17 protein-coding genes are annotated in these 17056 nt (G+C 75.9%); 13 read left to right on the forward strand and 4 right to left on the reverse strand.

Annotation, left to right across the window (positions count from 1 at the left end):
* The first annotated feature begins 195 nt into the window (after positions 1 to 195).
* Complete coding sequence (locus ACQPX6_RS11470) at positions 196 to 498, forward strand: DUF4193 domain-containing protein (RefSeq protein ID WP_116706156.1); 303 nt, start codon at positions 196 to 198, stop codon at positions 496 to 498.
* A gap of 87 nt (positions 499 to 585) precedes the next feature.
* Here the strand turns inward: ACQPX6_RS11470 and ACQPX6_RS11475 are convergent, their stop codons facing one another.
* Positions 586 to 1008, reverse strand: coding sequence for a DUF3093 domain-containing protein (locus ACQPX6_RS11475; RefSeq protein ID WP_433787423.1), 423 nt, complete (start codon positions 1006 to 1008; stop codon positions 586 to 588).
* Positions 1009 to 1084: 76 nt separating this feature from the next.
* On the opposite strand from ACQPX6_RS11475, the gene dut reads away from it, so the two are divergent.
* The 4 genes from dut (at position 1085) to ACQPX6_RS11495 (ending at position 3803) form a co-directional block, all read left to right on the forward strand.
* Entirely contained in the window at positions 1085 to 1621 is a 537-nt protein-coding gene (gene dut / locus ACQPX6_RS11480) for a dUTP diphosphatase (protein WP_433787424.1), read from the forward strand.
* Entirely contained in the window at positions 1618 to 2349 is a 732-nt protein-coding gene (locus tag ACQPX6_RS11485; protein WP_433787425.1) for a DUF3710 domain-containing protein, read from the forward strand. The genes dut and ACQPX6_RS11485 overlap by 4 nt, the downstream gene beginning before the upstream one ends.
* Before the next feature lie 112 nt (positions 2350 to 2461).
* Positions 2462 to 2836 carry an OB-fold nucleic acid binding domain-containing protein gene (locus tag ACQPX6_RS11490; protein ID WP_433787426.1) on the forward strand — a complete coding sequence of 125 codons (375 nt, stop codon included), beginning with the start codon at positions 2462 to 2464 and terminating at the stop codon, positions 2834 to 2836.
* Positions 2837 to 2885: 49 nt separating this feature from the next.
* A complete protein-coding gene (locus ACQPX6_RS11495) occupies positions 2886 to 3803 on the forward strand; it encodes a DUF3159 domain-containing protein (protein ID WP_433787427.1) in 918 nt (305 codons plus the stop codon).
* Between the two features lie 3 nt (positions 3804 to 3806).
* Here ACQPX6_RS11495 and ACQPX6_RS11500 read toward each other — a convergent pair whose 3' ends face one another.
* A complete protein-coding gene (locus ACQPX6_RS11500) occupies positions 3807 to 4472 on the reverse strand; it encodes a potassium channel family protein (RefSeq protein ID WP_433787428.1) in 666 nt (221 codons plus the stop codon).
* A gap of 5 nt (positions 4473 to 4477) precedes the next feature.
* Complete coding sequence (locus ACQPX6_RS11505; RefSeq protein ID WP_433787429.1) at positions 4478 to 5140, reverse strand: potassium channel family protein; 663 nt, start codon at positions 5138 to 5140, stop codon at positions 4478 to 4480.
* A 95-nt stretch (positions 5141 to 5235) separates the two neighbouring features.
* Between ACQPX6_RS11505 and ACQPX6_RS11510 the strand changes: the two genes are divergently transcribed.
* From ACQPX6_RS11510 to ACQPX6_RS11545, 8 genes are all read left to right on the forward strand, one after another.
* Positions 5236 to 7329, forward strand: a complete 2094-nt coding sequence (locus ACQPX6_RS11510) for an APC family permease (protein WP_433787430.1) — start codon at positions 5236 to 5238, stop codon at positions 7327 to 7329.
* A complete protein-coding gene (locus ACQPX6_RS11515; RefSeq protein WP_433787431.1) occupies positions 7326 to 8531 on the forward strand; it encodes a class I SAM-dependent RNA methyltransferase in 1206 nt (401 codons plus the stop codon). Before ACQPX6_RS11510 ends, ACQPX6_RS11515 begins: the two co-directional genes overlap by 4 nt.
* A 44-nt stretch (positions 8532 to 8575) precedes the next feature.
* Positions 8576 to 9757 carry an amidohydrolase family protein gene (locus ACQPX6_RS11520; protein WP_433787432.1) on the forward strand — a complete coding sequence of 394 codons (1182 nt, stop codon included), beginning with the start codon at positions 8576 to 8578 and terminating at the stop codon, positions 9755 to 9757.
* Positions 9754 to 11067 (forward strand): M20 metallopeptidase family protein, encoded by a 1314-nt coding sequence (locus ACQPX6_RS11525; protein WP_433787433.1) that lies wholly within the window; start codon positions 9754 to 9756, stop codon positions 11065 to 11067. The genes ACQPX6_RS11520 and ACQPX6_RS11525 overlap by 4 nt, the downstream gene beginning before the upstream one ends.
* The gene (locus tag ACQPX6_RS11530) at positions 11064 to 11648 is read left to right on the forward strand and encodes a class I SAM-dependent methyltransferase (protein WP_433787434.1); all 585 of its coding nucleotides are present in this window, start codon (positions 11064 to 11066) and stop codon (positions 11646 to 11648) included. Before ACQPX6_RS11525 ends, ACQPX6_RS11530 begins: the two co-directional genes overlap by 4 nt.
* 76 nt (positions 11649 to 11724) lie before the next feature.
* A complete protein-coding gene (dxs, locus tag ACQPX6_RS11535) occupies positions 11725 to 13722 on the forward strand; it encodes a 1-deoxy-D-xylulose-5-phosphate synthase (protein ID WP_433787435.1) in 1998 nt (665 codons plus the stop codon).
* Between the two features lie 55 nt (positions 13723 to 13777).
* Positions 13778 to 14449 carry a response regulator transcription factor gene (locus ACQPX6_RS11540; protein ID WP_433787436.1) on the forward strand — a complete coding sequence of 224 codons (672 nt, stop codon included), beginning with the start codon at positions 13778 to 13780 and terminating at the stop codon, positions 14447 to 14449.
* A 52-nt stretch (positions 14450 to 14501) separates the two neighbouring features.
* Positions 14502 to 15680, forward strand: a complete 1179-nt coding sequence (locus ACQPX6_RS11545; RefSeq protein WP_433787437.1) for a sensor histidine kinase — start codon at positions 14502 to 14504, stop codon at positions 15678 to 15680.
* Here the strand turns inward: ACQPX6_RS11545 and ACQPX6_RS11550 are convergent.
* Complete coding sequence (locus ACQPX6_RS11550; RefSeq protein WP_433788249.1) at positions 15653 to 16951, reverse strand: HRDC domain-containing protein; 1299 nt, start codon at positions 16949 to 16951, stop codon at positions 15653 to 15655. The genes ACQPX6_RS11545 and ACQPX6_RS11550 overlap by 28 nt on opposite strands.
* Positions 16952 to 17056: the final 105 nt, after the last annotated feature.

The following is a 17056-nucleotide window of genomic DNA, read 5'->3' on the forward strand; positions in this document are numbered from 1 at the left end:
CCCCTGGAGTGGGTTACCCTCCCGCCGCTCCGCAGCCGCGCGGACGTCTGCATCGTCCGTGCCGGGGGAGACCCCCTTGTGAGATCCGGGTCACTTTCCCGGTCAGGCACAAACGGTCGCCGTCCCGCGTTGTGCTGCCGCACGACAGAGATGGGAACCGGCAGGAACCGGGCAAGACCGAGGGTGGGAAACCGCATGGCGACCGACTACGACGCCCCGCGCCGCAACGAGACCGACGAGATGGGCGAGGACTCCCTCGAGGAGCTCAAGGCCCGGCGCAACGAAGCGCAGTCCGCCGCCGTCGACGTCGACGAGACCGACACCGCCGAGAGCTTCGAGCTCCCCGGGGCCGACCTCTCCGGCGAGGAACTGACGGTCCGCGTACTGCCGAAGCAGGCTGACGAGTTCACGTGCGGCAGCTGCTTCCTGGTGCACCACCGGAGCCGCTTGGCGGACCAGCGCGGCGGGATGTTCATCTGCCGCGACTGCGCCGCTTAACGGTCGCTCCAAGGCTTGGGTAGGTCAGCGCTCCTTCGTCGCACTGACCTACCCGGCGCCGTCGCGCTCCGATGGTCACCCAGGTGACTATCGGAGTGAGGCGACCAGGTCCTCCGGACGACGGGTGGAGACGACCCAGTAGGGAGTGGGGTCGTCCGGGTCGACGACCTCGATCCGGACGACCGGCCCCACCCAGGGCCGGTGCAGGACGAACGCCTCGGGGTCGAGCTGCGGGCCCAGCGCCTGGCGCTTGGCCTCGCCGCGCACGACGTCGATGCGCCCGATGCACGACACCGGGAGGTGCGCCTCACCGGCGCGCAGCTCCCGCGCGCCGTCGGCACCCGGCGCGACACCGACGCGCACCCGGCCCAGCCACAGCAGCACGGCCGCGGCCAGCGGCAGCAGCAGCACGTACGGCAGCCACGAGCGCACACCCGGGTACCCCATGTGCAGCTCGGCGGCGAGCAGTACGGCCACCAGCGCGGCCGGCGGCCACCACCACCACGGCACCGCGAGACGCTCCGCGTGCGCCGATGCCGGAGCCCCCGGAACAGGGCCCGCGTCGGATCCCGGTGAGGGTGGCGAGGTGCTCACGACACCCAGAGTAGTCTCGCCCGCCGTGCTGCAGGTCGACCTCGTCCGCCTCGACCCCGGGCTGCCGGTGCCCGCCCGGGCGCGTCCCGGCGACGCCGGCGCCGACCTCGCGGCCGCCCGTGACGTCACCCTCGCCCCCGGCGAGCGGGCCCTGGTGGGCACCGGCGTGGCGCTGGTCCTCCCCGAGGGCTACGCGGCCTTCGTCGTCCCGCGCTCGGGCCTCGCGGCCCGCGAGGGCCTCGGCCTGCTCAACGCGCCCGGCACCGTCGACGCCGGCTACCGCGGCGAGGTCATGGTCTGCCTGATCAACCACGACCCGGTCCGGCCGGTGACGGTCCGCCGGGGCGACCGCGTCGCCCAGCTCGTGGTGCAGCGGGTCGAGGAGACCGTGTTCCACGTCCTCGACGGCGTCGCCGACCTCGAGGCCCTCGCCGCCCACGCCCCCTCGGCCCGGGGTGCGGGCGGCTTCGGCTCGACGGGGGTCGCGCCGACCGTGTCCCCCGACCCCAGCGAAGGAGGACCCCGGTGAGCCCGGAGCCCAATGGCGGACGACACCGCCGCACCGGTCGCGTCACGCAGGTGTCGGTGGCCGCCGACCCCGCGGGGCGCCGGCACCACCAGCGCCAGGGCCCGTGGGACGCCGACGACGCGCCCCGCGACGGCCGGCTGCGCCTCGACCTCGGGTCGGTGCAGCTGCCGGTCCCGCGCGGCGCCCGCCTCAAGGCCGAGCCGGACCCGTCGGGCCCGCTGCGCGCGGTGCACGCGCTGGTCCCCGAGGGCCGGCTGACCGTCAGCGCCTTCGCCGCGCCCCGCACCGGCGGGCTCTGGACCGAGCTGGTCGAGGAGCTCGCCGCCCAGCTCGCCTCCGAGGGCGCCACGATCCGGCGCGACCGCGGCGAGTGGGGCCGCGAGCTGGTGGCGCGCAACGGCAACACCGTCGCCCGCGTCATCGGCGTCGAGGGACCCCGCTGGATGCTGCGCGGGGTCGGCACCGGCCAGGTCCAGCACGCGCTCAAGCTGCACGGGCTGCTGCGCGAGATGATCCGCGGCACGGTCGTGTCGCGCTCCTCGGACCCGCTGCCGGTGCGCTCGCTGCTGCCCCTGGTGGTGCCCGACGACGTGCCCGACGAGTTCGCCGACTCGCTGGTCGAGTCGATGCCGACCAAGCCCCGCCAGATCACCAAGCCCGAGGGTCCCGTGATCCCGATGATGCTGCCCCAGCGCGCCGGGGCCGGGACGTCGCCGGGACGCAGCTGACGGACTCGCGACGGGGCATACCGGCGGGGCGCAACTCGTTTACCCTTCAGGTGTCCGCGGCCGAGGGTGCCCGTTCGGGGTGCCCTCCGCGGAGTGGGTACGGGAGCGAACGATGAGTGCCGAGACCGGGTTCCTGCGTCGCATGGTCCGTCGCCTCACCTCCGACGTCGGCGACCTCGACGCCGACGACCTGTCCGCCGAGGCCGCCCGCTCGGGCTGCGACCGGGCGTGCGACTCCGCCACCGGCGAGGCCGTCACGGTCAAGGGCCGCCTGCGGTCGGTGGAGATCTGTCCGCGGGGCTCGGTGGCCACGCTCGAGGCCGAGCTCTTCGACGGCACCGACGGCGTCACCCTCGTGTGGCTCGGCCGGCGCCGGATCCCGGGCATCGAGCCGGGACGCACCGTGCGGGCCAGCGGGCGCGTCGCCGTCCGCGACGGCCGCAAGGTGATCTACAACCCGTACTACGAGCTGCAGCGGGCGCACTGACCCCGCGGCCCGGTCACCGGCGGATCCCCGCCGCGGGCCGGGTCGTACCGTGGCGGGCACCGGCCGCCGGCCGTCGCGGCCCCGCCCGCCGTCCCGTCAGGAGTCCGCCATCCGACCCGAGACGCGCTCCGCAACACCGCCGCCCGCGGGCCGCCGCGCCCGGCACGGCGAGCCGGACGACCCCCCGACCGGCCCGGTCGAGATCGCCCGCGCCGACCCGCCCACCGAGCGGTTCGCCCCGCACCGGCGCGGGGCAGAGCCCGCGGACGAGGTCGACGACGAGGACGAGCTCGACGACGTCGACGAGGCCGAGGACGGGACCGAGGACGAGCCCGAGGAGCCCCGCACCCCCACGCTGCTGGAGCAGATGGGCGGCGTGTCGGGGATCATCGCGTCGGGCGTGCCGGTGATCGTGTTCGTGGTCGCCCAGGCCATCGCCGGCAACCTGGTGATCTCGATCATCGCGGCGGTCGCCTCCGCCCTGGCCGTGGCGGGCTGGCGGCTCGTGCGCGGCGAGGCGGTGCAGCCGGCGCTCTCTGGGCTGCTGGGCGTCGCGGTCTGCGCCTTCGTGGCCTGGCGCACGGGCGAGGCCAAGGGCTTCTTCCTGCTCGGGATCTGGACGAGCCTCGTCTACGGAGGGGTCTTCCTGCTCTCGGTGCTCGTCCGGCGCCCGCTGGTCGGGGTGATCTGGCACCTGGTCAACGGCGAGGGCCAGGACTGGCGCCGCGACCGGCGCGTGGTGCGCGCCTACGACCTGGCGTCCCTGGCCTGGGTGCTCGTGTTCGGCGCGCGGTTCGTGGTGCAGCGCTGGCTCTACGACTCCCAGTACGCCGACACCTGGCTGGGCTGGGTCCGCATCGCGATGGGCGTGCCGCTGGCCGCCCTCGCCGCCGCGGTCACCGTGTGGGCCATCCGGCGCAGCCGCCAGGAGGCGGCCCCGGTGCCCCGCCGGCGGCGCGCGGCGTGACGGTCAGTCCGGGTCGCCCTTGAGGACGCGCTGGATCTCCTCCTCGACGTCCTCGCCCGCGACGAACATCAGCTCGTCGCCGGGCTCGAGGGGGTCGTCGGCCTGCGGGACGATGACCCGCCCGCCGCGCAGGATCGCCACCAGCGCCGCCTCGCGCGGCAGGGGCACGTCGCGCACGGCCCGGCCCGCGAGCGGGGTGTTGGCGGGCAGCGTGACCTCGACGAGGTTCGCGGTGCCCTGGCGCAGCGTCAGCAGGCGCACGAGGTCGCCGACGGTGACGGCCTCCTCGACCATCGCGGCGAGCATGCGCGGGGTGGACACGGCCACGTCGACGCCCCACGCGTCGGTGAAGAGCCACTCGTTGCGCGGGTCGTTGACGCGGGCGACGACGCGGCGCACGGCGAACTCGGTCTTGGCCAGCAGCGAGACCACGAGGTTGACCTTGTCGTCGCCGGTGGCGGCGATGACCACGTCACAGCCCTGCACGCGCGCCTCCTCGAGCGAGGCGAGCTCGCAGGCGTCGGCGTGCACCCACTCGGCCTGCGGCACGGCCTCGGGCTCGACCTGGGCGAGGTCGCGCTCGATGAGCATCACCTCGTGGTCGGCCTCGACGAGCTCGGCGGCGATCGAGCGGCCCACCGCCCCGGCCCCGGCCACGGTCACGCGCATCGGGGCTACTCCTTCTCCGGCGAGGCGGCCGCGGCGGCCGTGACCGCGGCGACCGTGCCGCTCACGGCGGCCGTGTACACGACGTCCTCGGCCTGCAGCACCGTGTCGGGCGTGGTCAGCAGGCCCGTGCCGAACCGCACGATGAACGCCACCCGGCTGCCGGTGGCCTCCTCGAGCTCGGTGACGGGGCGGCCCGCCCAGTCCTCGTGGAAGTGCACCTGCATGATCGCGACCGTGCCCGAGGGGTCGCGCCAGGCGGTGGCCACGCCGTCGGGCAGCAGCATCCGCAGGAAGCGGTCGGTGGTCCACGGCACCGTGGCCACGGTGGGGATGCCGAGCCGCTCGTAGACCGCGGCGCGCTTGGCGTCGTAGATGCGGGCGACGACGTGGGAGACGCCGAAGGTCTCGCGGGCGACGCGCGCGGCGATGATGTTGGAGTTGTCACCGGAGGACACGGCGGCGAACGCCTCGGCGCGGTGGATGCCCGCGGCGGTGAGCACCTCGCGGTCGAACCCGGTGCCCACGACCTCCTGGCCGTGGAAGTCGCTGCCGAGGCGGCGGAACGCCTGCGGGTCGCGGTCGACCACGGCCACGTCGTGGCCGAGCCGCTCGAGGGCCAGGGCGAGGGAGGACCCCACGCGCCCGCAGCCCATCACGACGATGTGCACCACGCCTCCTCGGCTCTCGGCAAGCGGTGGGCACCGTAGCGCCCGCGGGACCTGACCGCGCTCCGCTCCGGCGTGCAGGGCCTACGCTTCGTGTCGTGCCCAAGCTCGCCACGGCGACCAAGCGCCTCGTGCTCGGTCTGCCGTTCCGCAGTGACGAGCTGCAAGGCACCCTGATGCGCAAGCGCATCGCCCTGCCCGTGTTCGCCTCGGACGCCCTGTCGTCGGTGGCGTACGCCCCGCAGGAGGTGCTGATCACCCTGTCGCTGGCGGGGCTCGGCGCCTACGCGCTGTCCCCGTGGGTGGGCGTCGCCGTCATCGTCGTGCTGGGCACGGTGATCGTCAGCTACCGCCAGAACGTGCACGCCTATCCCTCGGGCGGCGGCGACTACGAGATCGCGACCGTCAACCTCGGCAAGTACGCCGGCCTCACGGTGGCCAGCGCGCTGCTCGTCGACTACACGCTCACCGTCGCCGTGTCGGTCTCCTCGGCGGCGGACAACCTCGGTGCGCTCGTGCCGCTGGTCGGCGACCACAAGGTGCTCTTCGCCGTCGCGGCGATCCTGCTGCTCACGGCGATCAACCTCCGCGGGGTGCGCGAGTCGGGCATCACCTTCGCCGTCCCCGTCTACTGCTTCATCGTCTGCGCGGTCGGCATGATCGTCGTGGGCCTGATCCGGCTGGCCACCGGCGACGCCCTCGTCGCCCCCAGCGCCGGGTTCGGGCTCCTGCCCGAGGGCGGCGGCGACTCCACCGACGACCTGTCGCAGTTCGCGCTGATCTTCCTCGTGCTCCGCTCGTTCACCCAGGGCTGCGCGGCGCTCACCGGCGTCGAGGCCATCAGCAACGGGGTGCCGGCGTTCCGCAAGCCGAAGTCCCGCAACGCGGCCTCGACGCTGGCGCTGCTCGGGCTCATCGCCGTGTTCCTGTTCTCCGGGATGATCGCGCTGGCCCGCGCGTCGGGCGTCGTGATGGCCGAGCGGCCCGCCGAGCAGCTCGTCGGCGCCCCGCCCGGGTACCGGCAGGAGACGCTGATCGCGCAGCTCGCCCGCACGGTGTTCGACGGCTTCCCGCCCGGCTTCTGGGCGCTGACGATCTCGACCGCCCTGATCCTCGTGCTCGCCGCCAACACGGCCTTCAACGGCTTCCCGGTGCTCGGCTCGATCCTGGCCCAGGACCGCTACCTGCCCCGCCAGCTGCACACCCGCGGCGACCGGCTCGCGTTCTCCAACGGGATCGTGTTCCTGTCGTTCTTCGCGATCGTGCTGGTCATCGGCTTCGGGGCCGAGGTCACCGCGCTGATCCCGCTCTACACCGTCGGCGTGTTCGTCTCGTTCACGCTGAGCCAGACCGGGATGGTGCGGCACTGGTCACGCCTGTTGCGCACCGAGCCCGACGCCGGCGAGCAGGCCCGCCTGCGGCGCTCGCGGTGGATCAGCGGCTTCGGCACGGCCATGACCGGCACGGTGCTGCTCGTGGTGCTGGTCACCAAGTTCCTGGTGGGCGCCTGGATCGCGATCCTCGCCGGGGGCCTGGCGTTCCTCATGATGCTGTCGATCCGGCGCCACTACGACCGGATCAGCGCCGAGATCGCGGCCCCGGAGGTCATGAGCAGCACGCTGCCCAGCCGCAACCACGCGGTCGTGCTCGTCTCCCGGCTGCACATGCCCACGCTGCGTGCCGTGGCCTACGCCCGCGCGACCCGTCCGGACGTCCTCGAGGCGCTGACGGTCAACGTCGACGACGGCGACACCCGCGCGCTGGTGGCCGAGTGGGAGAAGCGCGACCTCCCGGTGCCGCTCAAGGTCGTCGAGTCGCCCTACCGTGAGATCACCAAGCCGATCCTGCAGTACGTCAAGCGGATCCGGACCGACAACCCCCGGGACGTGGTCACCGTCTTCATCCCCGAGTACGTGCTCGGCCGCTGGTGGGAGCAGCTCCTGCACAACCAGAGCGCCCTGCGCCTCAAGGGCCGGCTGCTGTTCCAGCCGGGGGTGATGGTGGTCAGCGTGCCGTGGCAGCTGGAGTCCTCGAAGCGGGCCGCCATGCGCCGCCCGCCCGGCGCCCCGGGCTCGGCGCGCCGTGGCTACGAGGCGCCGCCCGGTGCCCCGAGCTCGGCCGCCCCGGCCCCGCCGCCCAACCCCGCCGCGGCGCCCGCGCCGACGTCGCGCACCCCGGCGCGGCCGCGATGACGGCCCCGCACGAGACCCTCGACTGGACGGACCGGCTCCTCGAGGTCGACGTCGGCCCCGTCGCCCACGGCGGGCACTGCGTGGCCCGCTCCGAGGGCCGGGTCGTGTTCGTGCGCCACGCCCTGCCCGGCGAGCGGGTGCGGGCGGTGGTCACCGAGGACGGCGGCGGGTCCTTCTGCCGCGCCGACGCCGTCGGCGTGCTCACCGCCTCGCCCGACCGCGTCGCGCCGCCCTGCCCGTGGGCGGGGCCCGGCGGCTGCGGGGGCTGCGACTGGCAGCACGCCACGCCGGCCGCACAGCGGGCGCTCAAGGCCGCGGTGATCACCGAGCAGCTCGCCCGCCTGGCCGGGATCGAGCGCGACGTCACCGTCGAGGAGCTGCCCGGCGGCTACGTGGGCTGGCGCACCCGGATGCGGATGGCGGTCACCGACGACGGGCGCCCGGGCCTGCGGGCGCACCGCAGCCACGAGGTCCTGCCGGTGGGCGACTGCCCGATCGCCGTGCCCGGCGCGCTGCTGCCCGTCCTGGAGCGCACGTGGACCCCCACCGCCGAGGTCGAGGTCGTCCGCGACGACCACGGCGAGGTGCACGCCGCCGAGCTGTTCGAGGGCGTCCGGCACCCCGAGATCGGCAGCGGGACCGCCCACGAGCGCGCCGCCGGCCGCTCCTTCGACCTCCCCGCCGAGGCGTTCTGGCAGGTCCACCCGCACGCCGCGGACGCCGTGGTCGACGCCGTGCTGGAGGGCGCGGGCGAGCTGGCCGAGGGCGCCTGCGCCTGGGACCTCTACGGCGGCGCCGGGCTCATCGCCGCCCCACTGGCCGAGCGCGTCGGACCCACCGGCCGCGTGGTGCTCGTCGAGAGCGACCCGGCGGCCACCCGGGCGGCGGGGGAGTGCCTCGCCGACCTGCCCGCCGTCCAGGTCGTGCGGGGTCGCGTCGAGAAGGTCATGGGCGGCCTCCCCGGCCCGCCCGCGGTGATCGTCGCCGACCCGCCGCGCAAGGGCCTGGGACGCCACCTCGCCGGCGAGCTGGGCGAGCAGGGCGCGGCGCGGATCGTGCTCGTGGCCTGCGACCCGGCCGCCCTGGCCCGCGACGTCGCGGCGTTGGGGGAGCACGGCTACGCCCTCGCGGGTCTGCGCGCGTTCGACGCGTTCCCGATGACCCACCACGTCGAGTGCGTCGCAACCCTGCTCAGGGGGTGAGGCGCTCCGGTAGACAGAACCCGGCGGCGTCGAAGGGGTCACCGGTGAGCGGGAGCCTGGTCAGTGCGGGACTGGTGCCGGCGGGCCCCGTGAGCTTCCTCGACGGCGTCCGGCTCGTCGACCACCACTGCCACAGCGTCGTCGACGGTCCGCTGGACCGGGCGGGGTTCGAGGCGCTGCTCACCGAGGGGTCCGGGCCGGCGAAGGGCACGAGCTGCTTCGACTCCGCGCTCGGCTTCTCGGTGCGCCGCTGGTGCGCGCCCGCGCTGGACCTGCCCGCCCACGTCCCCGCCGACGACTACCTCGCCCGGCGCGCCGAGCTCGGGCCCGACGAGGTCACCCGGCGCTTCCTGGGCGGGGCCGGGGTGGGTGCCCTGTTCGTCGACCACGGGTTCGCCACGGACGGCCTGCTCAGCCCCTCCGCGCTCGGGACGGCGGCCGGGGCGCCGGTGGGCGAGGTCGTGCGCCTGGAGGCGGTGGCCGAGGCCGTCGCCGACGCCGGGGTCGACGCCGCGGGCTACGGCGAGGCGCTGCGCGCGGCCGTCGCCCGACGCACCGACCCCGACGGGGACCCCCTGCCCGTGGCCTGCAAGAGCGTCCTGGCCTACCGCGCGGGCCTCGACGTCGACCCGACCCGCCCGGAGCCCGCGGAGGTGGCCCGCGCCGCCGACGGGTGGCTGCGCCGCCGCGCCGCGACCGGCGAGCCGCTGCGCGACACGGTGCTGCTGCGCCACGGGCTCTGGACGGGCCTGGACACCGGCCTGCCGCTGCAGCTGCACACCGGCTTCGGCGACCCCGACGAGGACCTGCACCGCGCCAACCCCGCGCTGCTCGTCGGCCTCGCGCGCCTCGTCGAGCCCCTGGGCGTGCCCCTGATGCTGCTGCACTGCTACCCGTACCACCGCGAGGCCGCCTGGCTCGCCCAGGCGTTCGCGGTGGTGCACGTCGACGTGGGCCTCGCGGTGCCCTACATCGGGGCGCGGGCGGCCACGATCGTCGCCGAGCTGCTCGAGCTGGCGCCCTACGGCAAGGTGCTCTACTCCTCGGACGCCTTCGGGCTGCCGGAGCTGCACCTGCTGGGGGCCCTGCGCTTCCGGTCGGCGCTGGGTGGTCTATTGGAGCACCTCTGCGCGACCGACGAGCTCGCGCCCGCCGACGCCGAACGGGTGGCCACCATGATCGGTACCGACAACGCACGCCGGGTGTACGGGCGGATGCCGGCGTGAGCCGGCCGGACCCCGCGCTCCTCGACGGGCTGTCCGCCGCGCTGGAGGCCGAGCTCGACGCGGCGGTCGCGGTGCGGCACGCGCTGCACCGCGACCCGCGTCTCTCCGGCGACGAGGGCGACAGCCGCGACCTCGTCCTGGCGGCCCTGGCCGACGTCCTGCCCGCGGGCGCGGCGCCCGAGCCGGTGGCCGGCACGGGCGCGCTGCTGCGCCTCGGCCCGCCGGCGGCCGACGGTGTGCCCGCCGTCGCGGTGCGCGCGGAGCTCGACGCGCTGCCGGTGGTGGAGCGCACCGGGCTGCCGTTCAGCGCCACGGGGCCGGCCGCGCACGTCTGCGGGCACGACGTGCACGTCGCGGCCCTGGTCGCCGTGGTGCGCGCGGTGGCCCGCGCCGGCGCCGACGGCCTGCCCGCGCCGGTGCTCGCGGTGCTCCAGCCCCGCGAGGAGAAGGCCCCGTCGGGCGCCGCCGACGTCGTCGCCGACCCCGCGTTCAAGGCCCACCACGTCGGTGCGGTGCTCGGCGTGCACGTCCAGCCCGAGCTGCCGCGCGGCACGGTCTCGGTGCGCGGCGGGCCGGTCAACGCCTCGGCCGACGAGATCGAGATCGAGGTGCACGGGCGCGGGGGCCACGGCGGCTACCCCCACCGCACCCGCGACCCGGTGCTCGCGATCGCGCAGATCGTCGCCGCGGTGCACCACATCGTCTCCCGCCGGGTCGACCCGATGACCGCGGGCGTCATCACCATCGGGCAGGTGCAGGCGGGCTCGGCGCCCAACATCGTCCCGGAGACGGCCTCGGCGCGCGGCACCGTGCGCGCCCTGGACGCCGACCGCGACGCGCTGCTCGCCGCCGTGCGCGACGTCGTGGAGGGCACCGCTGCCGCCTACGGGTGCACCGCGACGCTCGAGGTCGTCCCCAACGAGCCGGCGGTGGTCAACGACGAGGCGCTGGCGCGCACGGTGGCGACGGCCCTCGGGGGACGGCGCCGGGAGGACCGGCCGACCGGATTGGTGCTCGACACCACGTTCCGATCCTGTGGCGCCGACGACTTCTCCCACTACGGTGACGTGCTGCCGTCGTTGATGCTGTTCGTGGGCACGGCCGCGACCGGGACCACCCCGGGCGCGGGTCCGGGCCTGCACCACCCCGAGTTCTCGCCCGACGACGCGATGGTCGGCGAGGTGGCGCGTGCGCTCCTCGCCTCCGTCGTGGCCGCGGGCGCAGCGCTCGTCCCCGCGCCGGCGACCGGGTCGAGACCGCAGCCCGTGCCGGAGACCACCTCTCTCACCGGAGCCGACGAGTCACCGTGACCGAGATCCAGGCTTTCACCCGCGAGTTCCTCCGAGACCCCATGACGGTCGCGTCGCTGGTCCCCAGCGCCGCGCCCCTGTGCCGCCAGGCGGCGGCGCCGCTGCCCGAGACCGGTGACCCGGTGGTGCTCGACCTCGGCGCCGGCACGGGCCAGGTGACCGACGTCATCCAGGAGCGCCTGGGGGGCCGCGGCCGCCACATCGCGGTCGAGTTCAACCCGCGCATGGCCGCCGTCCTCGCCGAGCGCCAGCCCAAGGTCGAGGTGATCTGCGACGACGCGAACGCCGTGGTCGATCGCCTGCTCGAGGAGGGCGTGCGCGCCGACCTCACCGTGTCGGGGCTCCCGTGGCTGCTCACGGCGCCGAGCCGGGGCCGCTCGATCTACGAGAAGCTGGCCCGCCTCGCGGCGCCGGGCGGGGCGGTGACGCAGCTCGCGCACGCGTGGGTCCGCGTCTTCCCGACCGCGCGGCAGGTGCAGCGCAACCTCGAGGCCTCGTTCGAGGAGGTCGTGGTCAGCCGCACCGTGTGGGCGAACATCCCGCCGGCCGTCGTCTACGTGGCCCGCCGCCCCCGGCTCTGACGCGCGCTGCGGACGAACCGGACGTCCGTAGACTGGCGGAGCCGTTCTGTTCGTCGGCGGAACCGAGGTGACCGAGGTGACGTTGCTCGACCGTGTCCGCACCCCCGCGGACCTGCGCGGTCTCGACGCGGACGAGGTCGTCGCCCTCGCCACGGAGATCCGCGCGTTCCTCGTCGACCGGGTCTGCCGCACCGGCGGGCACCTGGGGCCGAACCTCGGTGTGGTGGAGCTGACGCTCGCGCTGCACCGGGTGTTCGACTCGCCCCGGGACGCGCTGCTGTTCGACACCGGGCACCAGAGCTACGTCCACAAGATCCTCACCGGCCGGGCCGGGGAGTTCGGCGGGCTCCGCCAGGCCGGCGGGCTGTCGGGCTACCCGAGCCGGGCCGAGAGCGAGCACGACCTGGTGGAGAACTCCCACGCCTCCACCGCCCTGTCGTGGGCCGACGGGCTGGCCAAGGCCGACGCGCTGACCGGGCGCGACCGCTCGGTCGTGGCGGTCGTCGGCGACGGCGCCCTCACCGGCGGCATGAGTTGGGAGGCGCTGAACAACATCGCGGCCGCGCCCGACCGGCCGGTGGTGATCGTCGTCAACGACAACGGGCGCTCGTACTCGCCGACCATCGGCGGGCTGTCGCGCAAGCTCACCTCGCTGCGCCTGCTGCCCCGCTACGAGCAGGCGCTCGAGCACGGCAAGCGGGCGCTGCAGGGCCTGCCGGTCATCGGGCCGACGCTCTACTCGGCGATGCACGCGGCCAAGGCCGGCGTGAAGGACGCGCTGAGCCCGCAGCCGCTGTTCGCCGACCTCGGGCTGAAGTACCTCGGGCCGGTCGACGGCCACGACGTCGCGGAGATGGAGCACGCCCTGCGGCGCGCCCGCGACTTCGGCGGGCCCGTCGTGGTGCACGCGGTGACCGCCAAGGGCCGGGGCTTCGCGCCGGCCGAGGCCGACGAGGCCGACCTCATGCACTCCACCGGCGTGCTCGACCCCGAGACCGGCGTGCCCGTCGGCCCCACGGCGCGCGACTGGACCGCCGTGTTCACCGAGACGATGCTCGAACTGGGCCGCGAGCGCTCCGACATCGTCGCGATCACCGCCGCCATGCAGGGCCCGACGGGGCTGACGCCGTTCGGCCTCGCCTACCCGGAGCGCCTGTTCGACGTCGGCATCGCCGAGCAGCACGCGATGACCTCGGCCGCCGGGCTCGCCCAGGGCGGCCTGCACCCGGTCGTCGCGATCTACTCGACGTTCCTCAACCGCGCGTTCGACCAGCTGCTCATGGACGTGGCGCTGCACCGGGCCCCGGTCACCGTGGTGCTCGACCGCGCCGGGGTCACCGGCAGCGACGGCGCCAGCCACAACGGCATGTGGGACCTCTCGGTGCTCGGCATCGTCCCCGGCCTGCGCGTCGCCGCGCCCCGCGACGCGGTGACCCTGCGCGACGAGCTGCGCGAGGCCGTCGGCATCGAGGACGGCCCGACCGCGCTGCGCTGGTCGAAGGGCGCGGTGCCCGCCTCGGTGCCCGCGCTGCGCACGCTCGGGCCCGCCGAGGGCCCCGGGCGCGTCGACGTGCTCGCCGAGCCCGGCCGCCCCTCACTCGCGGCGCCGCGGCCCACCGCCGTCGACCGCCTGCCCGAGCCCGGGATGCCCGACGTGCTGCTCGTGACCGTCGGCGCGTTCGGCGAGCTCGGGGTCCAGGCCGCCGAGCGGCTCGCCGCCCAGGGCATCGGCGTCACCGTCGTCGACCCGCGCTGGGTGCAGCCCGTGCCCGACGCGCTGCTCGACCTCGCGGGCGGGCACCACCTCGTCGTCACCGTCGAGGACGGCGGGCGCCACGGCGGCGTCGGCTCCGCGGTGGCCGAGGCGCTCTCCGTGGCCGGCATCGACGTGCCGGTGCGGCGCCTCGGGCTCGACCAGGAGTTCCTCGCCCACGCCTCGCGCGGCCAGGTGCTGGCCGCCGCGGGCCTCACCGACGCCGACGTCGCCCGCCGGATCACCGAGTGGGTCTCCGGGCGGGACGCCACCGAGGTGCCCGTGGCGGGCGCCGACACCGCCGACACCCTCGCGCGCTGAGGTCCCACCGGATCTTCTCAGCGGCTGCTCAGGTGCGCTGTGGCACCGTGGAGGCGTGCGAGTACTGATCGTGGAGGACGAGCAGCCGCTGGCCGACGCCCTGGCCCGCGGCCTGCGCCGTGAGGGCATGGCCGTCGACGTGGCGTACGACGGCGACGAGGGCAGCGAGAAGGTCGGCGTGACGCGCTACGACGTCGTCGTGCTCGACCGCGACCTGCCGGGACGCCACGGGGACGACCTGTGCGCCGAGATCGTCGGCGACGTCACCCGCGTGATCATGCTGACCGCCAGCGGGACGCTGCGCGACAAGGTGGAGGGCCTGGCGCTCGGCGCGGACGACTACCTGCCCAAGCCGTTCGACTTCCCCGAGCTCGTCGCCCGCGTCCGGGCCCTGGGCCGGCGCGCGACCCCGGCGGTGCCGCCGGTGCTGCGCGCGGGCGACATCGTGCTCGACCCGGCGAAGCGCACGGTCACCCGCGCCGGCGCGCCGCTCGAGCTCACCCGCAAGGAGTTCGGGGTGCTCGAGGTGCTCATGGCCGCCGGCGGCGCCGTGGTCAGCTCGGAGGAGCTGCTCGAGCGCGTGTGGGACGAGAACGCCGACCCGTTCACCACCACGGTGCGGGTCACGGTCATGACCCTGCGGAAGAAGCTCGGCGACCCCGGGATCATCGACACCGTCGTGGGCTCGGGCTACCGCGTCCCCGCCGAGGCGCCCGCCCGGGTCTGAGGGGTCCGGGGGCTTCACCCGGCGGTCGCCGGGCGCCCCGTAGCGTCGGCGCGTGCCCCCCGCCGACCCCGTCAGCGCGCCCGCCCAGCGCCGGGGCCCCGGCCTGCGCGTCCGCCTGACGCTGCTGGCCACGGGCCTCGTCGCGGTGGTGGCCGTGACGCTGGTGTGGCTGGGCTGGATGCTCGTCGGCGAGGTCGCCGCGTCGGTGCCGCAGTTGCCGCCGGACACCCCCGTGCTCGTCGACGGCGTGCGCGTGCCGGCCGGCGAGCTGGCCGACGCGCTGGGCAAGTCGGCGCGGGTCGAGGTGCTGCGGGTCGGTTCGGTCGCGTTCGCGATGGTCGTGGTGGCGGCCGCGCTGGTGTCGTGGGTGCTGGTGCGCCGCGTCCTGCGCCCGCTGCACGAGGTGACGGCCACCGCCCGGCGCCTGTCGGCCGAGTCGCTCGACGCCCGCATCGGCGTCACCGGGCCGCGTGACGAGGTCGCCGAGCTCGCGGCCACGTTCGACGCGATGCTCGACCGCCTGCAGTCGGCGTTCGACGCGCAGACCCGCTTCGTCGCCAACGCGAGCCACGAGCTGCGCACCCCGCTGGCGGTGATGCGCACCGAGGTGGACGTGACCCTCGCCGACCCGGACGCGGACCCCGCCGAGCTGCGGCGCATGGCCGAGGTCGTCCGCGAGGCGACGCGGCGCGCCGAGCACCTCGTCGCGGGCCTGCTGCTCCTCGCGCGCACCGAGGCCACCGAGGTCGTGCCCCGCGAGCCCGTCGATCTCGCCGAGACCGTGCCCGGCGCGCTGGACGCCGTGCGGGCCGAGGCCCGCGACCGCGGCCTGCGGGTGACCACCGACCTCGCGCCCGCCCCGGTCGCGGGCGACGCGGCGCTGCTCGGGCGCGTGGCGGGCAACCTCGTCGAGAACGCCGTGCGGCACAACGTCGAGGGCGGGTGGCTCGTGGTGCGCACCGCGACCGACGACGGCCACGCGGTGCTGCACGTGGCGTCGTCCGGGCCGGTCGTCGCGCCCGCGATGGTCGCCGAGCTCTTCGAGCCCTTCCGCCGCGGCGCCGGGCGCACGGGCAGCGGGACGGGGCTGGGCCTGTCGATCGTGCGCGCCGTCGCCCGGGCGCACGCGGGCCGGGTGGCCGCCGAGCCCGTCGAGGGCGGGGGACTGGCCGTGACCGTCACCCTGCCGGTGCGGGTCGGGGCTCAGGACCCGGCGGCGTCGGGGGTCTGAGCGCCTTCGGCCGGAGCGGGCGCCGCGGGCTGCGCGTCGAGCGCGTCGGCCAGCAGCGGTGCGGCGAGCTCGGCCTGCCACGGGCGGGCGCCGAGCGCGGCGAGCGCCGCGGCCACGCCTTCGGGGCTGCGGTCCTCGGGCGGCGTCCAGCACACGCGGCGCACGAGGTCGGGCGTCACGAGGTTCTCGACCGGGGTCCCCGTACGCTCGGAGAGCTCCGCCAGCCCGGCACGGGCCGCGGCGAGGCGCGCGGCGGCGGCCGGGTCCTTGTCGCTCCAGCGGTGCGCGGGCGGCGGGCCGTCGGGCGCCGCGGCCGTCGCGGGCCAGCGCTCCCGGGTCAGCCCGCGCGCGCGCTCGATCGCCGACCACCACCGGTCGGCCAGGCGCCGCTGCGCGCGCCCGCGGAAGACGGGCATGGCGACGAGGTCGTCGCGGTGCGCCGGTTCGCGCAGGGCGGCGTCGACGATGGCCGCGTCGGGCAGCAGGCGACCCGGGGCGATGTCGCGGGAGGACGCGAGCGCGTCGCGGGACTCCCACAGCTCGCGGACGACCGCCAGCGCGCCGGGCCGGCGCACCTTGTGCAGCCCGGAGGTGCGGCGCCACGGCTCGACACGCGGCGGCGGGGGCGGGGCGAGGCGCACGGCCTCGAACTCCTGCAGCGCCCAGCCGGTCTTGCCCTGGCGCTCGAGGTCGGCGGCGACCTCGTCGCGCAGCTCCACGAGGAGCTCGACGTCGAGGGCGGCGTAGGTGAGCCACTCGGCGGGCAACGGGCGCCGTGACCAGTCGGCGGCGCCGTGGCCCTTCTGCAGCCGCACGCCCAGGAGGTGCTCGGTGAGCGGGCCGAGCCCGACGCGCGGGTAGCCGACGAGGCGCCCGGCGAGCTCGGTGTCGAAGAGGGAGTCGGGACGCATGCCCACCTCGGCGAGGCACGCGAGGTCCTGCGACGCGGCGTGCAGCACCCACTCGACCCCGCGCAGGGCGTGGTCGAGCACGGTGAGGTCGCCGCCGCAGGCGATGGGGTCGACGAGGACGGTGCCCGCGCCCTCGCGGCGCAGCTGCACCAGGTAGGCCCGGGCCGAGTAGCGGTAGCCAGACGCGCGCTCGGCGTCGACGGCGACCGGTCCGGTGCCCGCGGCCAGCCGCGTGGCGGCCTCCTGCAGGGCGTCGCCGTCGGTGACCAGGGGCGGGACCCCGTCGGCGGGCACCAGGAGATCGACGACCGTCGGGTCGTCCTCGGGGTGCTCGTGCTCGTCGGGGTGCTGGGCGTCCACTGCCGCGACAGTCTGCCCGTTCGCGCCCGTCACGGCGCGCTCCCCACCGGGTGGGTCACGTGGCAGGCCACGGGGCAGGTCATGGGGCGACGCCCGCGGGCCCCG

The sequence above is a fragment of the Actinomycetospora sp. CA-101289 genome (assembly GCF_050955895.1).
Lineage (GTDB): Bacteria > Actinomycetota > Actinomycetes > Mycobacteriales > Pseudonocardiaceae > Actinomycetospora.